Here is a 23,712-nt window from a genome sequence, read left to right as displayed (position 1 = left end):
TCTGCTTTCCCTCTGAACAGGGCATGTTTAGGCGATTCTCAGAAGTCGGCCCTACTCTGAGCGGCGATGGTGGAACTGCTGCGACCCGATGGCGCCCCGATCAGGATCCTCGTCGTGGACGACGAGCCCGGCCTGGTCGAGGTGCTCGACGGCGTGCTGCGCCAGGAGGGCTGGCAGGTGGCCACGGCCGGGTGCGGCACGGACGCGCTGCGAGCGGCGGCCGAGTTCGGGCCGGACGCGGTGGTCCTGGACGTCATGCTGCCCGACATGGACGGACTGCAGGTCATGCGCAGGCTGCGCGAGCGTGCTCCCGAGCTGTGCGTGCTGTTCCTGACCGCGCGCGACGCCGTCGAGGACCGCGTGGCCGGGATCACCGCGGGCGGCGACGACTACGTCACCAAGCCGTTCAGCCTGGAGGAGGTGGTGGCCAGGCTGCGCGGGCTGCTGCGCAGGGCCGGCATGGCCCGTCCGGGTGACGGCGACCGGCTGGTGGTGGCGGACCTGGTGATGGACGAGGACGCCAGGGAGGTCACCAGGGCGGGCACCCTGGTCGACCTGACGCCCACCGAGTTCGCACTGCTCAGGCTGCTCATGCTGAACCCGCGCCGGGTGCTCAGCAAGTCCAGGATCCTGGACGAGGTGTGGTCCTACGACTTCGGCGGCCAGGCGCACGTGGTCGAGCTGTACATCAGCTACCTGCGCAAGAAGATCGACGCCGGGCACCCGCCGCTGATCCACACCGTGCGCGGCGTCGGCTACGTGCTCAAGCCACCACCGCCATGAGGCACACGCTGCGCTGGCGGCTGCTCGCCGGGGTGCTCGCGCTGCTGGCCGCGGCCTGCCTGGCGGTGGGCGTGGCCTCCTCATTGTTCACGCAGCACGTGCTGGTGGAGCGGGTCGACGCCCAGCTGGTCAGTGCGGGCGTCCGCTTCGCCACCAGCCTGGAGCACCAGCAGCTCGGCGACACGCGCGGCCAGATCCCCGGCACGTTCGGCGCCAGGCTGCTGAACGGCCGGGTCACGAACGCCGGCGTGGTCACGGGCTATGCCGGTCTCGGCTCCACGCTCGACGCCACGGACCAGGTGCTGCTCGCCTCCCTGCCCGCCGACGGCAACGCCCGCTCGATCGAGCTGTCCTCGCTCGACGAGTACCGGGTCAGGGCGCTGCCGGGCAACGACGGCGACGTGCTGATCACCGGGCTGCCGCTGGAGGAGGTGGAGCAGACGCTGCGCCGCCTGCAGCTGGTCGAGCTGGCCCTGTTCGGCGGGGCGCTGCTGGTCACGGCCGTGGCCGGCTTCTTCTGGGTACGGCTGGCGCTGCGCCCCCTGGACCGCGTGGCGGCCACCGCCCGCAGGGTCAGCGAGCTGCCGCTGGCCAGCGGTGAGGTCACGCTGGCCGAACGGGCTCCCGACGCCGACCCGCGGTCCGAGATCGGCCAGGTCGCCACGGCGTTCAACCGGATGCTCGGCCACGTCGAGGACGCGCTGGCCCGGCGGCACCGGGGCGAGCAGCGCCTGCGCTCGTTCGCCGCCGACGCCAGCCACGAGCTGCGCTCCCCGCTGGCCGCCATCGGCGGGCACGCGCAGCTCGCGCTGCGCCGCGCCGACCTGTCCCCCGAGGTACGGCATGCCCTGGGACGCATCTCCGCCGAGTCGGGGCGGATGACGGAGCTGGTGGAGGACCTGCTGCTGCTGGCCAGGCTCGACGCCGGCAGGCCGCTGGCGCGCGAGGAGGTGGACCTGAGCCGGCTGGCCGTCGAGGCGGCGGGCGACGCCCAGGCCGCCGGGCCGTCGCACGTGTGGCGGCTGGACCTGCCCGAGTCTCCCGTGGTGGTGTGCGGCGATCCGGGCCGGTTGCGGCAGGTGGTGGTGAACCTGCTGGCCAACGCCCGCGTCCATACGCCACCGGGGACGACGGTGACGCTGGCCGTGGCGAAGGCGGACGGGCGAGCCGAGGTGACGGTCACGGACACCGGACCGGGGATCGCGCCGGGCGTCGACGTCTTCGAGCGCTTCTCCCGGTCCGACCGCGGCCGGTCCCGCGCGTCGGGCGGGACCGGGCTGGGATTGGCGATCGTGCGGGCCGTGGTCTCGGCCCACCAGGGCACGGTGGAGGTGGACAGCCGCCCGGGGCACACCCGCTTCCTGGTTCGCCTGCCCGGCTAGCCCGCGATCTTCTCCTGGAACGCCCGGAGGGCGGCGGCGCCGACCGCCTTGTCCTGATCGCCGGTGCCGCCGCTCACCCCCACGGCGCCCACCACCTGGCCCTCGTGCACGATCGGGAACCCGCCCACGAAGACGGCGAACTTGCCGGGATGCATGTGGCTGATCCCGAACGCCTCGTTGCCCGGCAGCGCGGGACCGTCGGGCGGCTCGTTGAAGCGGTGGGTGTCGCGCTGGTGCCCGGCGGCGGTGAACGCCTTGGCGATCGCGATCTCCACGCCGGTCAGGCGTGCGCCGGTCATCCGGTGCAGGGCGATGGGATGCGCGCCGTCGTCGGCGATGCAGATCGTCTGCAGCACGCCGATCCTGGCGGCCTCGTGCTCGGCCGCCTCCAGCATCACCAGCGCGTCTTCGAGGGTCAAACGGTGGACCAGATGCATGTGTCACTCCAGGCTGGGTCGCGCAACGACCCGGACAAATGGCCTATTGCGGAGAAAATCCAGGGAAAGCAGACTGGGGTGGGCTCCTTCCCGCTGCAGGACGGCACCGTCAGTCTCCGAGGGACCCCGAACTCGGGCAATGGACAGAATGCCGAACCAGCGGGACAGGAATTGGGCACATGGCACAACAGCACCATGACGGCATCGACTGCAACGGACGCATCCCTCTCAGCACCCTGCTCGCGGAACCGCTGTTACGCGGGCGGCTCATCGGCGGCCAGGCCGGGCTCGGCGGCACCGCCTCCTGGTGCCTGCCGCTGTCGGAGGTCGGGCCGCAGGACGGGCTCGACGGCGTGGTCGTCCACCTCCCCGCGGCCGTCCTGTCCCCCGAGCTGATCACCGGGCTGGCCAGGCGGGAGGCCACCGCGCTGTTCGCCCATCCGGCCGATGACGGGCCAGATCCCGATCTCTCGGCGGCCGGTTCCGCCGCCGACGCCGCGGGACTGCCATTGCTGCTGCTCGGCCCGACCGCCGGGTACCGGGCGGTCGGGCGGCTGGTCGGGCAGAAGGCGCTGGCGCAGGCCTCGCACGTGCTGGAGTACAGCACCCGGGTGCACAGGGCGCTGGCCGAGGTGCTGGCCCGCGGCTCCGGCATCCCGGCCATGGCACGGGCCATCTCCGGGCTGTCACATGGGCCCGTGCTGGTCCTGGACGGCGACGGCGAGACTCAGGCCTACGCCGGCTTCGACGGTCCCGCCCTCGACCCTGACGCGATCGCCGAGGAGCTGGCCGAGCGGCTGCCCGAGCTCGGCCAGGACGGCGTCGCCGAGCTCGACCTGCACCCCGACGGGCCTCGGGTGCTGATCGCGCCGATCGTCGTCGGCGGGGATCTGTACGGCAGGCTCGTGCTGGTCGAGTCCGGGTCGCCGCCCGACGAGCACGACCTGGCGCAGCACCGGGTGGTGGCCGAGCACGGCGCGACGCTGACGGGCTCGGAGATGCTGCGGCAGCGGTCGGTGCGGGCGGCCGAGGAGCGGGCCAGGGGCGACTTCGTGGAGTCGCTGGTACACGGGCGCTTCGCCGATGCCCACGAGCTGGAGGCCAGGGCGCGGCACCATGGTTTCGATGTGACCGGACGCTATGCCGTACATGTCGTGACGGCGCCCGCGCTGGTGCCGACGGGGCGCAGCGACCAGCGCAGGGCGGCCACCATCACGCGCGTCGCGCAGGGCGTCGAGCCGTCGGCCAACCGGTGGACGCTGGCGGCGGCGGTGGCCACGTTCGTGGTCGTGATCCGGCAGATCCCCGAGGGCGACCCGCTGTCGGAGCAGCAGGCGATCACGCACTTCGCGCAGCAGCTGCATCGGACGCTCGGGCCGCGGCTCGGTGACGACCTGCGGGTCACCTCTGGACGGCCAGGAGACGGGGCGGCCGGCGTGGCGGCCAGCTACTACGAGGCGCGGGTGGCGATGGGCCTGGCCAGGCACACGGGCGCGGCGGCCGTGTGCGGGTACGACGACCTGCGGATCTACGCGGCGCTCAAGTCGGTGGCGGCCAGCGCGGAGGGTCAGGCGTTCGCGCGGGAGATCCTGGAGTCGCTGCGGCGGGTGCACAGCCAGACGGGGGACCTGGAACAGGTGGTGATCGCCTACATCAGGTCGGCGGGCAACCTCAACGCCGCGGCCCGCACGCTCAAGCTGCACCGCAACACGATGCTGTACAAGCTCGACCGCGCCTCCCGGGCGCTGCGCATGGACATCCGCTCGGCGGACACCCAGTTCATGGTGTGGCTCGCCCACCACATCGACACCCTCGCCGCCGTCACCGGCGCCCTCACCGAGGAGTTCACCCCACCCATCCACTAGATCTTTCCGAAGGTCTTTTCGGAGGTACGGCGGGCGGCCGCCACCGGCCGCCCGCCGTCGTGTGCTCAGGGCCCGCATCCGGCGCTTCCGGCGAGTCGGTGCCGCTTACTCGCCGTCACGGCGCCCGGAATCCGCGTCCACGGTCCCTCGTCCCGCCGTACGACGGCAACCGCACGCCGGGTCGGCGAGGTGGATTGAAAAACCCTAGCGATGCGTCGGGCGGGCGCGGGGGCGGTCGTTGGTGGCGTCGGGCGGGAGGAGGACGAGGATCTCGCCGTTCTCTTCCTTGGCCGGGTAGGTACGGATCGGGCGGGTGGCCGGCGGCTGGATGGGGTCGCCGGTGTCGTAGTCGAAGACGCTGCCGTGGCACGAGCACCGCAACCCGTCCTCTGTGGCGTGCCCGGACGACAGGAGGCACTCGAGGTGGGTGCAGTAGTTGGACATGGCGTACACGCGCCCGCCCCACCGCGCCACCGCGAGCTCGACCTCCCCCACGAAGAAGCGCCGCACGACGCCGTCGGGCACCTGTCCCGACCGGGCCACCCGCTGGTAGTCCATGAGATTCCTCCTCACAACAGGTCGATCAGGTCGACGTCCTCGTCGGCCAGCGCCCGCGGGTCCGGTGCGGCCGCCGCCGCGATGAGCTGCCGGGCGACCGCGATGTCGCCGCCCCGCTCCATCCCGAAGGCCGCCTCGATGCGCCCTTCACGCAGATAGAAGGCGACGAAGTCGTACGTCTCGGGATCGCCGCGGATCACGAGCCGGTCCCACGTCTCGCAGTGCCCGGCGTACTGCAGGTTGCGGTCGAACTGGTCCGACCAGAACCAGTGCGGCGCGCTGTACGGCGTGGCCTGTCCGAGCAGGTTCTTGGCCACCGCCGTCCCATGCGCGCTGGCGTGGTCGAAGTGCTCCACCCGGACCCGCCGGCCGTAGAGCGGGTGATGGTGGCGGGCCACGTCGCCGGCCGCGTACACCCCCTCGACGCTGGTCAGCCCGTGCTCGTCGACCAGCACGCCGTCGCCGACGTCGAACCCGGCGAGCAGCTCGGTGTTGGGCGTCACGCCGACGCCCACGACCACGACGTCGCACGCGAAGACCTGCCCGTCGCCCGTGGTGACCTGGGCCCCGTCCGGGGTCTCGGCGTACCCGGTGACGGACATCCCGGTCCGCAGGTCGACGCCCGAGTCCCGCTGCAGGGCGCCGCAGACCTGCCCGATGCGCTTACCCAGGATCCTCTGCAAGGGGGTGTCCAGGCCTTCGAGCACCGTCACCGAGGTCCCCCTGCCCAGGGCGGTCGAGGCCACCTCCGAGCCGATGAACCCGGCCCCCACCACGACCACCCGTGCCCCGGGCACCAGGTCCGCCCGCAGCCGGTCGGCGTCGGCCACGGTGCGCAGGTACCGGACCCGCTCCCCCGCCACGCCGGTCAGCGTGCGGGGCCGCGCCCCGGTGGCGATCACGAGCGCGTCCGCGGTCAGCACGGCCCCGCCGTCCAGCTCGACCTCGCGGCCCTTGACGGCGGCGGCGCGCGTGCCGAGCCGCAGCTCCACGTCGTTGTCCGCACACCACTGCTCGCCGAGCAGCGCGAGCTCGCCGACGCTCGCCTCCCCCGCCAGGTACTCCTTCGACAGGGGTGGCCGCTGGTACGGCGGCGCCGTCTCGTCGCCGATGATCAGCAGGCTGCCGTCGTAGCCGCGGCGGCGCAGCGTCCTGGCGGTCACGGCGGCGCTCTGCCCGGCCCCCACGATGATCACGTACCGGATCACACGCTCCCCTCCCCAGAGACGGCGACCGAGGGCGTGGGGACCGCGACAGCCCGCGCGGTGCGCGGGCGCGGATCCACGTAGATCACGTCACCCTCGACCAGGACCGCGTAGGTCGGCTGGCACTCGGTCTGACCGTCCGCCTGCCCGGTGGCCGGGTCGAAGGACCACTGGTGCCCGGGGCAGATGACCCGGCCGTGCAGGATCGTCCCGTTGCTGAGCGAGCGCTGCTTGTGCACGCAGACGTCGCGCAGCGCGTAGACGGTCCCCTCGACCAGGAACAACGCGACCTGCTGCCCGCCCACCTCGACGAGCTTGCGCCTGCGCCTGGTCAGCTCGCGCAGGGAGGCGGCCTCGACCCAGCTCATGACGACTTGACGTAGTAGTCGTAGAGGCCCTGGGTGTAGGAGAAGCGCATTTCGGCGCCCCACCGGCACATCTTCAGGCAGCGCTGCTGCAATTCGGGGGTGTCGGCGTGGTCGAGCACGATCTGATATCCGCGCTCGCCGTGCACCTCGTCCGAGGTGATGTGCAGGTCGAAGAACTCGATCTCGTCCTCGGTGAATCCGTACACCTCGCGCAGCGGCACGATCTGCCTGCGGTAAATGCTGGGCACCTGCGATTCGAGGCCGACCACGAGCGCGGCGGTGGCGACCACGAAATGCTCGCGCATGGAAACCGCGTAGCACCATGACTGGAGTCCGCGGGTGATGGGATTCATGTTGCCGGGGTCCTCGACGCGTTCCCGCGTGGTGCCGCACGCCTCGGCGAACTTGATGAGCAGATCGGTGTGCCTGATGTCGGCGAGTTCCTCCTCGTACATGTTCTGCAGCGTGAAGTCCTTCGCGCCGGTGAACTCGTCGGGCGTGTTGGCGTAGACGTAGGCGAGGTAGTCGGCGAACGGCCCCACGTAGTGGTAGTGGTTCTCGGCCCAGCGGGCGAAGTGCTCGCGCTTGAGCTTGCCGTCGGCCCAGGCTTGGCTGAAGGAGGCGTTCTTGGCCTCGCGGCCCTTGATGGCGTCCTGCAGTGCCTGGCGGAACTCGTCCCTCGACAACAGCATGTCCTGCTCCTATTCCGAGAGGTAGACGGTCTTCTGGTGCGTGTAGAAATGCATGAGTGCGGGGCCCGCCTGTTCCTTGAACGGCTGCTCGATCCCGCCGAAGGGCGCGTTCATCGCCATTCCGGTGGTCGGCTGGTTGACCTTGACCAGGCCGCTGCGGCTGCGCCTGGCGAACTCCAGCGCCCGCCGGACGTCGTGGGTGACGATCCCGGCGGCCAGCCCGTAGTCGGTGCCGTTGGCCAGCGCGATCGCCTCGTCGAAGTCCGCGGCCCGCTGGAAGGCCAGCACCGGGCCGAAGATCTCCTCCCGCGCCAGCCGCATCCCCGGCGTGACCTCGGCGAAGATCGCGGGCGTGACGAAGAATCCCCTGCCGTCGCGGCGCTGCCCGCCGGAGACCAGCCGCGCGCCCTCCTCCTGGCCGACGCGGACGTACTCGAGGGTCTTGCGGAGCTGGAAGTCGGCCGCGAGCGGCCCCATCTCGTGCTCCTGCGCGAGCTTGACCACGCGCTCGAGCAGCGCGTCGTGCGCCTCCGGCGGCGCGATCACCCGGCTCGTGCCGGTGCACGCCTGGCCGGAGAGCCCGAAGGCGCCCTTCACGATCAGCCGGGCGGCCCTGCCGAGGTCGGCGTCGGGCAGCACCACGACCGGGTTCTTGCCGCCCATCTCCAGCTGCGCCCGCCGCTCCGGCCCCACCTTGCGATGGATGTCGCGTCCCGCGGCGGTCGAGCCGGTGAACGTCACCGCGCCCACCCGCGGGTCCTCGGCGAGCGCGGCGCCCGGCTCAGCTCCGCCGTGCACCAGCGCGAGCGCCCCCGGTGGCACTCCGGCGGCCAGCAGCGCCTCGACCAGGCGCTGCGCCGTCAGTGGCGTCACCGGCGACGGTTTGAACACCACCCCGTTGCCGGCGGCCAGCGCCGGCCCGAGCTTGCGTGAGGGGATGTTGAGCGGGAAGTTCCACGGCGTGATCGCGCCCACCACGCCGACGGGCTCGCGCCAGGTGTAGACGAGCGTGCTGTCGGCCTGGTAGGTCTCGCCGCCGATCCGGTGCGCTTCGGCGGCGTAGAAGCGCAGGTTGAGCGGGGTTCGCGAGGTCTCCACGGCTGCCTCGGCGGGCGTCTTGCCCTCTTCCCTGACCAGTTCGGCGGTCAGCTCGGCCCGCCGTACCTCCAGCAGCTCCGCGGCCCTGACCAGCACGCGCGCCCGCTCGTCGGCGGGGGCGGCCGCCCAGGCGCCGGCTCCCTCTGCGACCGCGTCGACGGCCGCGGCCACGTCCGCGCGTCCCGACTGCGGGAACTCGCCGATGACGTCGTCCGGGTCGGCGGGGTTGCGCCTGGCGAAGGTCTCGCCGGACAGCGCGGGTGTCCAGTGCCCTGCGATGAGGTTCACGCTTCCTCCTGTACGGCTGCCGCCCAACAGGGCACGTACGGCTGGCGCACCGCGAGCTCGTATTCGCCTTGAGGTCGTCGCACGGGGTCAGTCTCGGCGCCATCAGACGGACCCGGATATGGGAAATGTGCCGCACCTGGCGGGCGAAACATGGGCGCTCTGCACAGCGAATCGGGAAGCCTGGACGCGGCGCGCGGATCGCTGGCAGGCTGCACAAACGATCGGCCGCCTAATGTGCAGTTTTCTCATTGTTCACCGAACGGGGACCGAGCAGATTCTGTGCATCTCCGCCCGTCAAGAAAGGGAGGTGCCATGAACCTGGGTGCCGCTCACTGGATCTATCTGGCCGGCATAGTAGTGATCATCGCAGTCATGATCATGCGAAAGAACATCGTCATCCCCGCGGTGGCGGCCACGTTCTTCACCGCCTGGGCGTTCACCGGCGACCTGGTCAAGGGGTTGCAGTCGATCTTCGGGGCGAGCCTGACGGCGGCGGCCGAGCTGTTCAACATCTTCCTCATCATCGCGCTGGTGACGGCGCTGCTCGGGGCGCTGAAGGCGATCGGGGCGGACCAGCGGATGATCGAGCCGTTCCGCGCGGTGATGCGCAACGGTCACGCCGCGTTCTGGGTGATCGCCGGCGTGACGTACGTCATCAGCCTGTTCTTCTGGCCGACCCCCGCCGTGCCGCTCATCGGGGCGATCCTGCTGCCCGTGGCGATCAGGGCCGGGCTGCCGCCGCTGGCGGCCGGGCTGTCAGTGGCGATCGCGGGTCAGGGGATGGCACTGTCGAGCGACTACGTGATGCAGGTCGCGCCCGGACTGTCGGCCAAGGCGGCCGGGGTGGGGACGACCGTGGTGGCCGACCGGGCGATGGTGCTGTCGCTGATCGTCGGGGTGATCGCGCTGGTGCTGGGCTACCTGATGACCCGCCGCAGCATCCAGGCGCCCAGCGTCGACCATTTACTGGCCTGGGAGGGTGCGGCGAGCACCGGCCTGGCCGCGGCGCCGCGCACGACCGGCTCGAGGAAGGGCAGGACGGCCGCCGCCCAGGCGGCCTCGGCCGGGACGGCTGACGGCGGCTCGCTGGACGGCGGTTCGGTGGACGGCGGTTCGGTGGACGGCGGTTCCTTCGACGGCGGGCAGGGCGTGGCCACGGCCGTCGTCACCGACGAGGGCGACGACGAGCCGATGGACGCGGGCGGGGCGCGGCGGGCCGTGGCGCGGTCGAAGGCGTTCGCGGTGATCGTGCCGGTGACGTTCGCCGCCCTGGTGGCGTACATGCTGCTGGGCAAGTTCACCGACCTGGTGCCCGACACCATCGGCGGGCAGGCGGCGGCGCTGGTGGGCGGGGTGGTCGCGGTACTGCTGCTGTTCGCCACGCTGGTGACCGACGGGCGGCGGAGCCTGGAGACGTGCGCCGAGCACGTGGTGGACGGGCTGGTGTTCTCGGTGAAGGCGATGGGCATCGTGCTGCCGATCGCGGGCTTCTTCTTCATCGGCAACGCCGACTTCGCCGCCAGGATCATGGGGCTCGAGGAGGGCGCCAAGGCGCCGAACTTCCTGTTCGATCTGGTGAGCGCGGCCCAGCAGGGCATCCCGCACAACTCGTTCCTGATGGCGTTCTCGATCCTGACCGTGGGCGTGATCACCGGGCTCGACGGATCGGGATTCGCCGGGCTGCCGCTGACCGGGTCGCTGTCGGGGGCGCTGGGACCGGCGGTCGGCATGGACCCGGCGACGCTGGCGGCGGTCGGCCAGATGGGCTGTGTGTGGTCCGGCGGCGGCGTCCTGATCGCGTGGTCGTCGCTGATCGCGGTGGCCGGGTTCGCCCGGGTGCCGGTGCTCGACCTGGCCAGGAAGGCGTTCGTCCCGGTGATCGCCGGCCTGGTGGCCGCGACGCTGTTCGCGGTACTCGTCTTCTAGCGAAGGCTGCCGACGGAGTCTTCTAGCAGAGCCCTTCTAGCGGAGCCGCAGGATCCGCTTGCCGCTCAGGGCCCACACCCGCCCGCCGCCGTCGGCGAGCGCGGTGATGGGCCTCGGCGGCGTGTTGCGCAGCCACCGCCCGCCGTCCTGCCGCAGCAGGTTCTTCCCGTCGGCGGCCCAGACCTGGCCGTGATGCCGGATGAGGGAGGTGATGGGCGCCGACCTGAGCGCGACGGCCGCCCACCGGGTGCCGTCCCACCGGTAGAGCAGCGGGGTGTCCAGGTCGTTCGCGCCGGAGGCCCAGACCTCGGTGGGCGACATCGCGAGCACGGCGGTCAGCTCGTGGGTGCCTTCGCCGGCCACGGGCGGCACGGGCACCCGGGTCCAGGCGCGGCCGTCGAAGTGGGCGGCGGCGGGCTGCGTGGATCCGTCCCCTTCGTAGCCGACCGCCCAGATGTCGTCCTCGGCCAGGGCGTCGGCGGCCTCCACCGTGATCGGCACGTCGAAGCGTTGCCGCCCGTTCCCCTCGAACAGGTAGGCGTGCTTCGGGGTGAACGCCCACGCCTTGTCCTCGCCCACGGCGACGGCCTCCGTGGCGCCGCGCAGACCCAGGAAGCGCCACCGGTGGCCGTCGTAGCGGAGCAGCCCGTCGTTACCGCCCTCGTAGTCCTGCGCGACGACCCACACGTTGCCGGGCCGGGAGGCGTCGACCTTCGCCAGGTCGAGCCAGGCGCCCTTCTTCGGCAGGACCTGGCGCCGCCACGACGTGCCGTCCCAGCGCACCAGCACCGAGTAGTGCCCGTCGGTGCCCCACTGGTTCTCGCCCACCGCCCAGGCGTGCCTGGCGTCGGTGGCCGCGATGTCCTGGAAGCGGGTGCCGTGGTCGAGTTCGAGCCACGGGTGGGGCGGCTCGGTGTAGACCACCTGCCACGACAGCAGCAGCGACAGCGCCAGCGCGATCATCGCTTCACACTAGTGGCGCAGTGCCCGGCGTTCACCCCCGCCACCCGCCAGTCGGCCCCAGGGAAGGGCGACATGAAGTGGGTCAGCAGGTCGACCGCGTACCCGGGCACCTGGCCGCCGGGGTCGAGCAGGGAGACCATCTGCGGCCCGTCCGCCCCGCGCAGCGAGATCGAGTTCGAGCCCCTGCCCGCCGCGTACCCGGGCTTGGCGTCCACGGTCAGGCAGGCCAGCTGGATCCCGGCCGCGCTGATCGCCTGCTTGCTGCCGATGCGCCGCATCCGCTGGTCGTAGCGGCGCAGCGACAGCGAGGTGACGGGGCCGAGCCGCATCGAGTCGCGGAAGAGGTCCTCGCCCAGCTTGCGCGACAGCTTCACGTCGAGCCGGACGTCAGGCCGCAGGTCCACGCCGCTGGCGCCGATGTCGATCCGGTCGTAGCCCCCCTCGAACCCGGGCGCGACGAAGCCGAGCGCGGGCGACGCCTTCATGCCGAACGGGACCTTCCCCGGCCGGATCTTCAGCCAGGACATCTTCCGCACAGCGAACGACACGTCCTTGATCGTGCTCGGCCCGAGCCCGAAGTCGCCGCCGACCTGGTAGGACAGGAACCCGCTCGTGTAGGGCACGTCCTTGCTGACGGCGATCCGCTGCCGCGGCACGCCGTCCACGCGCAGCCCGGCGTGCAGCTCGACTCTTCCCGTCGGCACCGGCTTGGACACCAGGTCGATCGACTGGTCGGGGTTGAGCCTGACCGTGGTGTCGGCCGCCAGGTCCTTGACCGCGAGCGACACGTCGCCGAGCCGCCCCGACCTGTCGATCAGCCCGCCCTCGACGCCCAGATACCCGTCGAGCGTGTTGACGCCGCCCGGCGCGTGGTAGGTGACGGCGGGCACGCGCAGCGCGCCGCCACTGGCGTCGGCGTCCACGCCGAACGTGGCGGGCACGTCGCTGAAACGCATCTCGCCGCTGCCCTGCCCGTCCACGGTCAGCTTCGCGTCCAGCCGCTTGACCGCCGCCGAGTTCGTCACCCTGATCCTGGTCTGCGGCCCGTAGGTTCCCTGGACGGCCACCGCCGCGGGAACCGGGTCGATCGACACGCGACCGCGCAGCGCGCCCGCGTCGGCCTGCAGGTCAAGCGACCCGAGGGTGGCGGCCGGCTGGATCCGGTAGCCGGCGTTGACGGCGTTGCCCGCCACGTCGATCGGCCCCAGCGACAGCTTGGTGATCTTGGTGGGCAGGCCGGTGAGCGTGGCCTTGGCCTTGATCGGTACCGGCGCCACGACGGAGCTGGCCAGGTACACGGCCAGGCTGCGCCGCTTGGGGCGGAACCCGTCGAAGGTGAACGTCTTCTTCGCCACGTCCACCGTCACCTGGTCGGGCAGCCCGCTCACGTCGAAGTAGCCCTGGATGCCGAAGCAGCCGCGGCCCGCCGTACAGAAAGGACCTTGGTCGGCGCAGCCGGGGCAGCCGCCGTCGACCAGCGAGAGGCCGCCCGCGACGGCTGGGGCGGGCTGCATCCCGGCCAGCGCGGCGCTCTTGCCGAGCCAGGCGCGGCCCTTCAGGTCCAGGTTCGGGCCCGAGTAGGTGAAGGCGCCGTTAGCGGCGCCGACGGCGAGCTTGCCGGGGACGGGGCCGAGCCGACCGAGCACGCCGAAGCGCAGGTCGCCCTGGGTGAGGTCGGCGTCGAGCGCGAGCGTCTGCCTGGCGGCGCCGAAGTCGGCGGTGAAGCCCTGCTCAGCAGGGGCGAACTCGACCGACTTCAGTCCCTTGACCTGCACGCTGGCGTCCAGGTCGCCGGAGGCCTGGTCGTAGTGCGCGGCCAGGTGCGGTCCCGCCGGAGCCTTGGCGCCGTCGTGGTTGGTGAAGGCCACCGACGCCGAGCCGAGTGGGCCCGACAGGCCGCGGAAGCGGTAGCCGGAGGCGCCCCACGAGGCGTCGAAGCGGGCGGGCACGCCCGTCACGTGCGCGGCCGCGCGCAGGTAGCGGCCCTGGTACTTCGCCCTGGCCAGCGCGTCGACCGAGTCGACCGGCGCGGAGGAGTGCCAGGTCAGGGTCTTGGCAGTGGTGTCGGCGACCAGTTCGAGGTGCTTGGTGACGCCCTCGACGGTGGCTCTGAGGTCCTCGCCCTGCGCCGAGGTCACGTAGTCCTTGTTGGCGTAGATCCCGATCTGGCGCAGCTTGGAGGAGGTGTCCACGGTCACGGTCGACCGGGCGCCCAGCTCCCACGCGGCCTTGACGTCGTCGTGCACGCCGAGCACGGTGCCGTCGATGGTGGGGCCGCTCTTGAGGTTGGCGTAGGCGGCCCGCAGCTTGGTGATCACGCCGCTGGCCTGGTAGACGGCCTTCCTGGCGGCCGGGTCGAGGGTGACGTCGACCTTGGCCGGGGTGTTGGAGATCTCCAGTCTGGCCACGTGGGTGCCGTCGATGCTGGCCGCGCCGAGGAACGACCTGCCGCTCGAGTCGACCTCCAGATGGGCGTGCGGGGCCGCGCCGTACGTCACGTCGAAGCCGGACAGTCCCGACAGCAGGCCGGAGACGCCGACCGCGTCACCCTTCTTGATCATGGTGACGTGGCCGCCGCGCGGGCTGGAGATGGCGCCCTCGTTGCGCTGCATGATGACCGCGAAGCGGCCCATGGCCGAGCTGGTGGTGTGCGTGACCCGGTGCGCCGCCAGGTCGTTGACCAGGCGGACCTTGGCAGGCAGGCCGCTCAGCTCGGCGCGCAGCACGGTCTTGTCCGCGGCGCGGTCGAAGTAGAGGAGCTTGGCCGCGCCCGCGCGGGGCCGGCCGGAGTCCACGGTCAGCACCTGTTTGCCGCCGGCCGTGCCGTACTTGGCGGTGAACGTCGGCGGCACGTGCTCGAGCGACACGCTGGCGACCCGGGCGAGCTTGCCGTCGCGGTAGACGTAGTCGTGCAGCTGCGCCTGCTTGATCGAGGAGTGGCCGGCGAAGCGGATCTCGGCGGAGCCGTCCTTGCCCCGGTCCAGCTCGACGCGCGCCCTGGTGGGCATCGGGTCGAGCACCGCCTGGGTGAACCGCCGACCGCTGACCGCGAGCGCGTCCAGCCGGGACGGGGCCGAACTGACCACGTCGAGCCTGGGCGCGGAGAGGTCGGCGGAGACCGTCAGTTTTTCGGTGGCCGGCGACTGGCGCAGGCTCATCACGGTCCGGCCGACCAGCCCGGCGATCACGGCGATCGACGCGGCCGGATCGGTCCGCTTGACGCTCGCCTTGACCTTCCTGCCTGCCATGTCGACCGTGAACGAGCCCCAGTCCATGCCCGACAGTCCTGCGCCGCGGTTGAGCCCGTCGAAGCCGACGGCCACCTTGCCGTCGTACTCGGCCCAGACCTGCGCCCTCAGCGCGGCGTCGCTGCCCGGCAGCCGCCTGACCGCGAAGCCCAGCCCGACCTCGCCGTCGGCCGGGCTGGCGGTGGGCACCAGGTCGGCGGCCACATCGGCATCGCCGTCGCCGGTGACGTCGGCGACCACGGGCACGCCGACCGGCTGGGTGATCGAGCATGAGACCTGCTGGTCGGCGTTCTGCACGCACAGCCGGTAGGTCAGCGGCCCCGCGGCCTTGCCCAGCGCCTCGAACGCCTTGACCACCGAGGCCAGCGGCTTGCCCAGCGTCAGCGGCTCAGCCTGGGAGGTGTCCGGCAGCAGCCGGTCCTGCTTCTTCCGCCTGGCGTCGGCCTCCTCGGTGATCTGGTCGATCAGCTGCGGCCCGGCCGGAATCGTCACCTCGGGCTCCTGCGGCCCGACCTGCTCCTTCCCCGATGGCCTGGCCGCCAGCGACGCCTCGAGCGGCACGTTCATCGCCGCCGGCGCCGGCTGCTGTACGGCCGGCGCAGGCGTTATCGCCGGTTTCCCCGTTTCCGCGGCGGGCGCGGCGGGCGCGGCAGCGGGCACCCCCACCAAGGCGGTGCTTGTCAGAAAAGCGGATATGGACACGCGGCCCACGGCGTGCCACGAAAACCGCAACATGGAGCGTTCTCCCCCGAAGCGGTGTGAATCATCCCATCAGAAACATGAGTCACGAGCCGACCATACTTCCTCACAAACCGTCAACTCGGACCCGACATGGGACCCCCAATGGTCACCGGCTGAAGCGCGGCCACCATCCGGGGACGGTCCGCATGTACTCCTCGTAGTCGGCGCCGAACTTGCGGCGCAGCGTGGGCTCCTCGTACCAGTGCACGAAGGAGAAGACGGGCACGGCCAGCGCGGCCGCGTACACCAGCAGCCAGGCGTCGCCGAACAGCAATCCGCGATCCGGCAGTCGGCTAGGTGCTGAGGAGCCAGTCGGCGACGGCGAGGGTGGCCATGGACAGGGCGGTACCGGCCAGGACGGTCCAGCGGGTCACCGCCTCGGCCTGGCCGTACTCGCGGGCGAAGATGTAGACGTTCTGGGCCGTGGGCAGGGCGGCGCAGACCACCAGCGAGCGCAGATCCGCCGCGGGCAGCGCGATGAGGGCGCCGAGCGCGTAGGCCACCAGCGGCTGTCCCGCGAGCTTGAGCGCCGACAGCGCGAAGACCTCGGTACGGCCGGCCATGGCGGGACCCCGGACGTTGAGCGAGAGGCCGAGCGCGACCAGGGCCGTGGGGACGGCGGCGGCGCCCAGCAGGGCGAGCGGATCCGCCACCACGGGAGGCGGGCGCCAGCCCGTGATCGAGCAGGCCGCCCCGGCGGCCAGCCCGAGGATGACCGGGTTGCGCAGCGGCAACGTCACCAGGCGCCGCAGCCGCAGCCCGGAATCCAGAGACGCCAGGATCACCGGAGTGACGACGAGCACCTGGAAGAGCAGCACACCGGTCAGGAAGGAGGCGTTGCCGAGCACGTGCAACGCGACCGGGATGCCGAGGTTGGCGGAGTTGACGTATCCGGCGCTCATCCCGCCCAGCAGGGACTCGCCGGGCTTGCGGTCGAAGAGGCGGCGGCTGAGCAGGTATCCGGCGAACATCGTGATCACCGTGCTGGCGGCGAACACGGCGATGCCGGGCCCGCTGACGGATAAACGGGTCCTGCTCAGGGTGGTGAACAGCGCGGCGGGCATCGCGATGTGGAACACGAACCCGCCGAGCACGCGGTCGGCGTCTTCCCCGATCAGCCGGAAGCGGCCGGCCACGTAACCGATCAGGGTGAGTGCCCAGATAGGGATGAACGCCGCGAACACCCCACTAGCTATACCTCACACCCACCGGCGGCCTGCCAGCCGCACCCGTCGTTGTAGCGTTGAGCGGCATTCTGGCCCCAGACGCGGTCCGCTCCCAGGTCGCGGAACGCGCGGTCGACGAGGGCCCGCGAGCCCTCCGTCGCGTAGCCGTTGCCCCAGGCCTGCTTGCGGCCTCCGCTACGTCCGTACCTTCTTCGAGGACTGGCCGGAGAAGATCGACGGCTCGGACCAGGGAGACGTCGAATACGAACTCCTCCGCCCCGACTGGCGCCCTTAGCCATACGGACTGGGGAGGTCAGGGCTTGTCGATCGTGGCGAGGGCCGTGTCGATGCCGCTGCGGATGGCGGACATGTCCCCCAGCCCGGCGCTGACCGCCACCCCGTCCCGCATCACCAGCAGGAAGTCCGCCTTGACGGCCGCGTCGGCCCGCACGCCGAGGAGCGTGCGCATGTACCCGCGGAACCAGTCGCGGTAGTCGTCCACGATCCCCCGCACCGGATGCGCGGGATCCGCGAATTCCGCCGCCGCGTTGAGGAACGGGCACCCACGGAACCCGGGACCCCTGCTCAGCTCCCCCAGCCGCTCGAAGATCATCTTGATGCGCTCCACGCCGTCGCCCGGCGCGGCCTCCAGCGCCTCGCGCTGCATCTCGTACTGCCGGGTCAGGTACGCCCCGACCAGGTCGTCCTTGGCCTTGAAGTGGTGGTAGAAGGTCGCCTTCGCCACGCCCGCCTCGGCGATGATCCGGTCGATGCCCACGGTGTGGATGCCCTCGACGTAGAAGAGCCGAGAGGCGGTCTCCAGCAGCCGGCGGCGCGCATCGCTCACGAGATTGACTTTACCAGACAGATCTGTCTATCGTGGGCTCATACCAAACAGACAGGTCTGTCTAGGAAGGCTTGAGAACATGAGTGCCATCTACACCGCCATCGCCACCTCCACCGGCCGTGACGGTCACTCCGTGACCAACGACGGCACGCTCGACCTCACGCTGGCCATGCCCAAGGAGCTCGGCGGCGACGGCAACGGCACCAACCCCGAGCAGCTCTTCGCGGTCGGATACTCGGCGTGCTTCGCCAGCGCGATGAAGCTCGTCGCCGCGCGCCAGAAGCTCGACGTGTCGGAGGCCTCGGTCACCGCGGAGGTCGGCCTCAACCCGCTGGACGGCGGCCGCTTCGGCCTGTCGGTCGTCCTCCGCGTCGAACTGCCCGACCACCTCCAGGGCGAGGCGGGCCGCAAGCTCGTCGAGGCCACCCACCAGGTCTGCCCCTACTCCAACGCCACCCGCGGCAACATCCCCGTCGACCTGGTGATCGAGTAAGGGATCGTGATCAGCCTCGGACGACCAGGGGCACGGGTCCTGGGGCGATGAGCTCGCCGATCACCGGCGCCCCGGGGATCTCACCCGCCACCAGCAGTCCGCCTGAGGTCTGCGCGTCGGCCAGCAGCAACATCTCCTCCTCGCCCACGCCGGTGGCCTCGGTGTGGCCGGCCACCCAGGCCAGGTTCCGGCGTGACCCGCCGGGCACGTAGCCGGCCTTGACCGCCTCGCGCGCGCTCTCCAGCAGGGGCACGGCCGGCGCCTCGACCACGGCGGTGACCCCGGAGGCCCGCGCCAGCTTGAACAGGTGGCCGAGCAGCCCGAACCCGGTCACGTCGGTCGCGCACTCGGCTCCCGCCGCAAGCGCCGCCCGGCTCGCCGCGTCGTTCAACGTGACCATCGTCCTGACCGCCTCGGGGAACACCTCGCCGGTCGCCTTGTGCCGGTTGTTGAGCACGCCGAGACCGAGTGGCTTGGTCAGCGACAGCGGCAGCCCCGGGCGTCCCGAGCTGTTGCGCAGCAGCCGCGCCGGGTCCGCCAGGCCGGTGACGGCCATGCCGTACTTGGGCTCGACGTCGATGATGCTGTGGCCGCCCGCCACGTGACACCGCGCCTCGCGCGCCACCTCCGCGCCGCCCCGCAGCACCTCGCGCGCCAGCTCGTACGGCAGGGCCTCGGCGGGCCAGCACAGCAGGTTGAGCGCCACCAGCGGCGTGCCGCCCATCGCGTAGACGTCGGACAGCGCGTTGGCGGCGGCGATCCTGCCCCAGTCGTAGGGGTCGTCGACGACCGGGGTGAAGAAGTCGGCGGTGCTGATGACCGCGCGGTCGCCGTCGATGCGGACGGCCGCGGCGTCGTCGCCCGTCTCCAGGCCCACCAGCAGCTCGCCCGCCGGATCCGCGGGCGGCTCCAGGCCGAGGCCCGCCAGCACCTGCTCCAGTTCCCCCGCGGGGATCTTGCAAGCGCAGCCGCCGCCCTGCGCGTACTGCGTCAAGCGCTTCATGATCACACTCTAAGCCCGGCGGTACGATGAAGGATATTTACAGGTTCGCGTCGTTCGCGTTGGATATCGCCATGGTGGAGATCACGCGTAGGTCGTTGCTCGCGAGTGGTGCGGCAAGCGCTTTCCTGGCAGGTGTCCCGTGGGCGCCCGCGAAGGCGTCGGCAGGAGATCTGGAGCAGCGGGCCATGGCCATGGAGCCGCCGGTGTTCCTGCTGGAGAGCGCCGTGCCGCCGCACTTCTCCGGCGAGGGACTGTCGATCGGCGACCAGGTCGCCGTCTGCGGGACCCGGTCGCTGCGGTGGGAGCACGCGAGCCGTGCCGTCATCACCGTCAAGGCACCGCTGATGTGGGCCGCCGACCCCTATCGGTACGGCGACGACCAGGCCTGGCAGGGTCTCGTCGACGCGTTCTGCGTGTGGGTGCACAACCAGGAGCCGGTCGACGACGTGCTGCGGTTCGAGTTCGGCCGGGGCGAGCGGACCGACCTGTGGTTCGAGTTCCGGCTCGGCTTCACCGGGTGGCGCACCGCGTGGGTGCGCTACGCCTACGACATGCACGGGCGCCCGCGCGAGGACATGGACACCGTGCGGATCATCGCGCCCCGCCGGGCGGGGACGCTCCATCTCGACCAGCTCATGCTGAACGTGCCGCTGCGGCCGGACGCGCCGTGCCGCGACCACCAGCTGCCGGACATCGCCCCTGAGGGCGACGAGTACGACAACCAGCACTGGCAGGCGCTCTACAGGTTCGACCAGCTCCTGAAGACGAAGAATCCGGATAAGTCGCCCCCGACGGCCGACGAACTCGCCTCGCTGCGGGCATTGCACGCCCGCTACCTCGGCGAGTATCTGGCGGGCCAGGTCAAGGCGGACGTCCCCGCACTCACCAAGCAGACCGAGGCGCTGCTCGGCCACCCGGTCCACTCCTACCAGGCGCAGATCTACCCCGTGGAGATCGCCGCCGAGCTCAAGTCCTTCGTCAACCCCGTGACCCTGCGCGCCTGCACCGACCTGATGAAGACGATCGCCCAGGCCCACCAGGCCGCCCCGCAGGACCGGCCCGCCCTCGCCGCCCTCTACATGAAGATCGTCGGCCACCTGCGCGAGCAGGGCTGGACCAGGGGCAGCTGCCAGGGCACCATCCACCACCTGGGCTACGACGCGCGCGGCTACTACGACTCCGTCTACCTCATGGCCGGCGCGCTCCGCGAGGCGGGCCTGTTCGAGCAGGTCCGCGCCGACCTGGAGTGGCTGACCGGCCTCGGCAGGATCTTCCGCGGCTGGGACTTCCGCATGGCCCACGGCAGCACGATGGACATCTTCAACACCACCTTCCGCGGCATGCTGGCCGCGGTGCTGCTGCGCGACGGCGAGGCCGAGCAGGTCGCCTACCTGCGCGCCCTGCGCGACTGGCTCGACCGGGCGCTGTTGCCCACCGACGGCATCCAGGACGGCATCAAGGTCGACGGCACCGCCTTCCACCACGTCGGCTTCTTCCCCGACTACGTCCGCGACGGCTTCACCGGCCTGGCTCCGCTGGTCTACGTGATGAGCGGCGGCGCCTTCGCGGTCTCCGAGGAGTCGTACGGCTGGCTGAAGCGTGCGCTGCTGGCCCAGCGGGTCTACGCGGGCGGGCAGCAGTGGCCGATCTCCATCAGCGGGCGGAACCCGAGCGGCCTGACCGCGCTGTCCATCGTGCCGTTCCAGTGGCTGGCCAGGATCGACGACGAGATCGGAGCCGCCTTCCTCCGCCTGCTGCCCGCCGTACCGAACGCCGAGCAGAAGGCGATCGCGGACCAGCTGGCCGCGCGCGGCGTCACGGCGGAGCCGGCGCCGAACGGGACGTGGGCGCTGAACTACGCGGCACTGGCCGTGCACCGGCGCGGTGAGTGGCAGGTCAGCGTCCGCGGCCACAACCGCTACCTGTGGAGCACCGAGATCTACGTGGGCGCGAACTGGTACGGCCGCTACAACACCTACGGCCAGATCCAGGTCGTCCACCGCGGCACCAACCTCGACAGCGGCTACTCCCAGCCCGGCTGGGACTGGAACAGACGCCCGGGCACGACCACGATCCACAAGCCGCTCGAACGGCTCAAGGGCGACCTGACCGGGGCGATCGAGGAGATGCTCCTCACCGACGCCCGCTTCTGCGGCGCGCACGGCATCGACGGGCGCAACGGCATGTTCGCCATGGACCTGCACGAGCACCCCAAGTACGAGGGGTCGCACCGGGCCCGCAAGTCGGTGTTCCTGTTCGACGACCGGATCGTCGCGATCGGCACCGCGATCACGAACGTCTCCTCCGACGACACCGAGACCACGCTCTTCCAGACCCGGCTCGCCGCCCGTAACGCGCCCACCACCGTGGACGGGCAGGTCACGACCGCCTTCCCGTACTCGGCGATGTCGCGGCCGCGCTGGCTGCTCGACGACAAGGGCATCGGCTACTACGTGGCGACTGGCCAGGACGTGGCGCTGACCCGCTCGGCCCAGTCCTCGCGCAACAACGCCACCGAGGAGCCGACCAGCGGCGACTTCGCCACCGCGTGGCTGCCGCACGGCACGGCGCCCAGGGACGCGCGCTACGAGTACGCCATGGTGGTCGACACCACCGCCGAGCGGATGGCCGCGTTCGCCGAGACGATGGCGGATCCGGACCGCGCGCCGTACCGGGTGCTGCGGGCGGACGAGCGCGTGCACGTGGTCAGCGACCGCGCGACCGGGATCACCGGCTACGCGGTGTTCGAGCGGGTGTCGCTGGACGGGCTCGTGCGCGAGGTCGACACGCCGTGCCTGGTGCTCCACCGCTCGGAGGGCGACGCCCTGGTCCTGGCGGTGTGCGATCCCGACCTGCGGCTCTACGGCGGGATCGACCACGACCAGTACCAGGGCGGGCGCTATGTCGGGCACTACAGCCCGTGGTCGCGGCCGTGGCTGGCCGGTCCCAGCCATCCGCACCGGCTGCGCGTCACCCTGGACGGGCGCTGGCGTGCCGACGGGTCCCAGCCGTGCGCGGTACGGGTGAGCGGCTCGCGGACGGTCGTCGAGTTCGAGACCGTCCACGGCCGCCCCGTCCAGGTGCGCCTCACAGGGTCCTGAAGTTGTCGCCGAACGTCCAGCCGCGCGAGCCGTCCCAGTTGACGGACCAGGTCATCAGGCCCTTGAGCGCGCCGCCGAAGCTGTTCCAGCTCTGCTTGACCAGCGCGGGGGACATGTAGCCGCCGCCGGCTCCCGGCTGGGCGGGCAGGCCGGGCACCTGCTTGTCGTACGGGACCCTGATCGTGGTGCCCTGGATCGTCAGGCCGTTGTTCAGGCAGGTGGTCTGCTTGACGAAGCCCTCGACCGTGCCCGCCTGGTAGGAGTCGCCGGCGCAGCCGTACATGCTGCCGTTGTAGTACTGCATGTTCAGCCACCACAGCCGGCCGTTGTCGGCGTACTTCTTGATGATCGGCAGGTACGCGCCCCAGATCGAGCCGTAGGTGACGCTGCCGCCGGTGACGTAGGCCGTCTCCGGCGCCATCGTCAGGCCGAACCCGGCGGGCATCTGGGCGAGCACGCCGTCGATGATGCGGATCAGGTTGGCCTGGGACGTCGACAGCGTGCCGATGCTGCCGCTGCCCGTCAGGCCGGTCTCGATGTCGATGTCGATGCCGTCGAAGTTGTACTGCCTGAGAATCGGCACGATCGTCGCGACGAAGCGGTCGGCGACGGCGCTGGAGTTGAGGTCGATGCCCGCGGCGGCGCCGCCGATGGACATCAGTATCGTCGCGCCCGCCGCCTTGGCCTGGCACATCTCCGCCGGAGTGGCCACCTTGACGGTGGCGTCCATGCCGTCCTCCCACAGCGCCGTCCCGTCGGAGCGGATCACGGGGAACGCGGCGTTGATCACGTTGTAGCCGTGGGCGGCGATGCGCGCGTCGGTGATCGGGATCCAGCCGAGCGGCGGGTGCACGCCGTTGGCCGCGCCGTCCCAGTTCTCCCAGTAGCCCTGCAGGACCTTCCCCGCCGGGCGCGGCTTCACCGGACAGGTGGTCGCCGTCGGGGTGGAGGTCGGCGTCGGGGTCGGGGTTGTCGTCGGCGTCACGGTGGGACTGCTCGTCGGCGGCTGGCCGGGTCCGTCCAGGCCGACGTCGTCGGCGTAGTAGGTGCCCTGGCCGTACCAGCCGTGCAGGTAGATCACGGCGCTGGTCTGGCCGGCCGCCGTGGTGAAGGTGACGCTCAGCTGCGTGTACTCCTGGGAGGAGGTCCAGGTCGACGGGCCGCCGTTGACGCCCAGGTAGACGTAGCCGCCCCTGACCCAGGCCGTCAGCGTGTACGGCGTGCCGGGCCGGACGGCCACCTGCTGGGTGCACTGGGCGGTGTCGGAGCCCGAGGCGGCCCCGGCCAGCGCTCTGGCGCCCGAGTGGACGGGCGTCGCGACCACGGATCCGCCGGAGCAGGACCAGGGTGCCATGGCTCCGGACTCGAAGCCGGGGTTCTCCAGCAGATTGGCGGCTTGCGCTTCCGCCTGGGTCAGGACGACCCACGCGGAGGCCAGCAGTAACGCCACGGCGAGCAGGGTTCTTTTCATGGCCGGACCACCCTTTCCGCGCCAATTGTCGGAACCGGGCCGTCCTGGTGTCCACGAAGATTCCATACCAGCGCGGG

General features: G+C 71.4%; 19 protein-coding genes. 6 read left to right on the top strand and 13 right to left on the bottom strand.

Annotated features, from left to right (window positions below; all coding sequences use genetic code 11):
- Positions 1–66 precede the first annotated feature (66 nt).
- Together ACIBHX_RS44605 and ACIBHX_RS44600 are read left to right on the top strand one after the other, a co-directional pair.
- A complete protein-coding gene (locus tag ACIBHX_RS44605) occupies positions 67–783 on the top strand; it encodes a response regulator transcription factor (protein ID WP_397074087.1) in 717 nt (238 codons plus the stop codon).
- The gene (locus ACIBHX_RS44600; RefSeq protein ID WP_397074085.1) at positions 780–2,165 is read left to right on the top strand and encodes a sensor histidine kinase; all 1,386 of its coding nucleotides are present in this window, start codon (positions 780–782) and stop codon (positions 2,163–2,165) included. The genes ACIBHX_RS44605 and ACIBHX_RS44600 overlap by 4 nt, the downstream gene beginning before the upstream one ends.
- Here ACIBHX_RS44600 and ACIBHX_RS44595 read toward each other — a convergent pair.
- Positions 2,162–2,602: a heme-binding protein gene (locus ACIBHX_RS44595; protein WP_397074084.1), complete on the bottom strand. Its 441-nt coding sequence runs from the start codon at positions 2,600–2,602 to the stop codon at positions 2,162–2,164. The genes ACIBHX_RS44600 and ACIBHX_RS44595 overlap by 4 nt on opposite strands.
- A 179-nt stretch (positions 2,603–2,781) precedes the next feature.
- On the opposite strand from ACIBHX_RS44595, the gene ACIBHX_RS44590 reads away from it, so the two are divergent.
- Entirely contained in the window at positions 2,782–4,467 is a 1,686-nt protein-coding gene (locus ACIBHX_RS44590; protein WP_397074082.1) for a PucR family transcriptional regulator, read from the top strand.
- A 204-nt stretch (positions 4,468–4,671) separates the two neighbouring features.
- On the opposite strand, the gene ACIBHX_RS44585 is transcribed toward ACIBHX_RS44590, so the two are convergent.
- From ACIBHX_RS44585 to ACIBHX_RS44565, 5 genes are read right to left on the bottom strand one after another with little or no spacing between them, the layout of a single operon-like run.
- Positions 4,672–5,025, bottom strand: coding sequence for a Rieske (2Fe-2S) protein (locus ACIBHX_RS44585; protein WP_397074081.1), 354 nt, complete (start codon positions 5,023–5,025; stop codon positions 4,672–4,674).
- Positions 5,026–5,036: 11 nt separating this feature from the next.
- Entirely contained in the window at positions 5,037–6,233 is a 1,197-nt protein-coding gene (locus ACIBHX_RS44580) for an NAD(P)/FAD-dependent oxidoreductase (protein ID WP_397074079.1), read from the bottom strand.
- Positions 6,230–6,598 (bottom strand): Rieske (2Fe-2S) protein, encoded by a 369-nt coding sequence (locus ACIBHX_RS44575; RefSeq protein ID WP_397074077.1) that lies wholly within the window; start codon positions 6,596–6,598, stop codon positions 6,230–6,232. The genes ACIBHX_RS44580 and ACIBHX_RS44575 overlap by 4 nt, the downstream gene beginning before the upstream one ends.
- On the bottom strand, positions 6,595–7,290 hold the full coding sequence (locus ACIBHX_RS44570) for a TenA family transcriptional regulator (protein ID WP_397074075.1): 696 nt from the start codon (positions 7,288–7,290) through the stop codon (positions 6,595–6,597). The genes ACIBHX_RS44575 and ACIBHX_RS44570 overlap by 4 nt, the downstream gene beginning before the upstream one ends.
- 9 nt (positions 7,291–7,299) lie before the next feature.
- Positions 7,300–8,676, bottom strand: coding sequence for an aldehyde dehydrogenase family protein (locus ACIBHX_RS44565; RefSeq protein WP_397074074.1), 1,377 nt, complete (start codon positions 8,674–8,676; stop codon positions 7,300–7,302).
- 312 nt (positions 8,677–8,988) lie between these two features.
- On the opposite strand from ACIBHX_RS44565, the gene ACIBHX_RS44560 reads away from it, so the two are divergent.
- Positions 8,989–10,602 (top strand): hypothetical protein, encoded by a 1,614-nt coding sequence (locus tag ACIBHX_RS44560; protein WP_397074072.1) that lies wholly within the window; start codon positions 8,989–8,991, stop codon positions 10,600–10,602.
- A gap of 36 nt (positions 10,603–10,638) precedes the next feature.
- Here ACIBHX_RS44560 and ACIBHX_RS44555 read toward each other — a convergent pair whose 3' ends face one another.
- The 5 genes from ACIBHX_RS44555 to ACIBHX_RS44535 form a co-directional block, all read right to left on the bottom strand.
- A complete protein-coding gene (locus tag ACIBHX_RS44555; RefSeq protein ID WP_397074070.1) occupies positions 10,639–11,565 on the bottom strand; it encodes a hypothetical protein in 927 nt (308 codons plus the stop codon).
- Positions 11,562–15,479: a hypothetical protein gene (locus ACIBHX_RS44550; RefSeq protein WP_397074068.1), complete on the bottom strand. Its 3,918-nt coding sequence runs from the start codon at positions 15,477–15,479 to the stop codon at positions 11,562–11,564. The genes ACIBHX_RS44555 and ACIBHX_RS44550 overlap by 4 nt, the downstream gene beginning before the upstream one ends.
- 181 nt (positions 15,480–15,660) lie before the next feature.
- On the bottom strand, positions 15,661–15,828 hold the full coding sequence (locus ACIBHX_RS44545; protein WP_397074067.1) for a methyltransferase family protein: 168 nt from the start codon (positions 15,826–15,828) through the stop codon (positions 15,661–15,663).
- 19 nt (positions 15,829–15,847) lie between these two features.
- Positions 15,848–16,738 (bottom strand): AEC family transporter, encoded by an 891-nt coding sequence (locus tag ACIBHX_RS44540; protein WP_397074065.1) that lies wholly within the window; start codon positions 16,736–16,738, stop codon positions 15,848–15,850.
- A gap of 295 nt (positions 16,739–17,033) precedes the next feature.
- Entirely contained in the window at positions 17,034–17,567 is a 534-nt protein-coding gene (locus ACIBHX_RS44535; RefSeq protein WP_397074064.1) for a TetR/AcrR family transcriptional regulator, read from the bottom strand.
- 79 nt (positions 17,568–17,646) lie between these two features.
- Between ACIBHX_RS44535 and ACIBHX_RS44530 the strand changes: the two genes are divergently transcribed.
- Complete coding sequence (locus ACIBHX_RS44530; RefSeq protein WP_397074063.1) at positions 17,647–18,060, top strand: organic hydroperoxide resistance protein; 414 nt, start codon at positions 17,647–17,649, stop codon at positions 18,058–18,060.
- A 10-nt stretch (positions 18,061–18,070) separates the two neighbouring features.
- Here the strand turns inward: ACIBHX_RS44530 and selD are convergent, their stop codons facing one another.
- Complete coding sequence (selD, locus tag ACIBHX_RS44525; protein ID WP_397074061.1) at positions 18,071–19,063, bottom strand: selenide, water dikinase SelD; 993 nt, start codon at positions 19,061–19,063, stop codon at positions 18,071–18,073.
- Positions 19,064–19,134: 71 nt separating this feature from the next.
- Between selD and ACIBHX_RS44520 the strand changes: the two genes are divergently transcribed.
- Positions 19,135–22,164, top strand: a complete 3,030-nt coding sequence (locus ACIBHX_RS44520; RefSeq protein WP_397074059.1) for a chondroitinase family polysaccharide lyase — start codon at positions 19,135–19,137, stop codon at positions 22,162–22,164.
- Here the strand turns inward: ACIBHX_RS44520 and ACIBHX_RS44515 are convergent.
- The gene (locus tag ACIBHX_RS44515) at positions 22,151–23,635 is read right to left on the bottom strand and encodes a carbohydrate binding domain-containing protein (RefSeq protein ID WP_397074058.1); all 1,485 of its coding nucleotides are present in this window, start codon (positions 23,633–23,635) and stop codon (positions 22,151–22,153) included. The genes ACIBHX_RS44520 and ACIBHX_RS44515 overlap by 14 nt on opposite strands.
- Positions 23,636–23,712 lie beyond the last annotated feature (77 nt).

The sequence above is a fragment of the Nonomuraea sp. NPDC050536 genome (assembly GCF_044457685.1).
Lineage (GTDB): Bacteria > Actinomycetota > Actinomycetes > Streptosporangiales > Streptosporangiaceae > Nonomuraea.
This window is presented reverse-complemented; position numbering and strand designations above follow the sequence as displayed.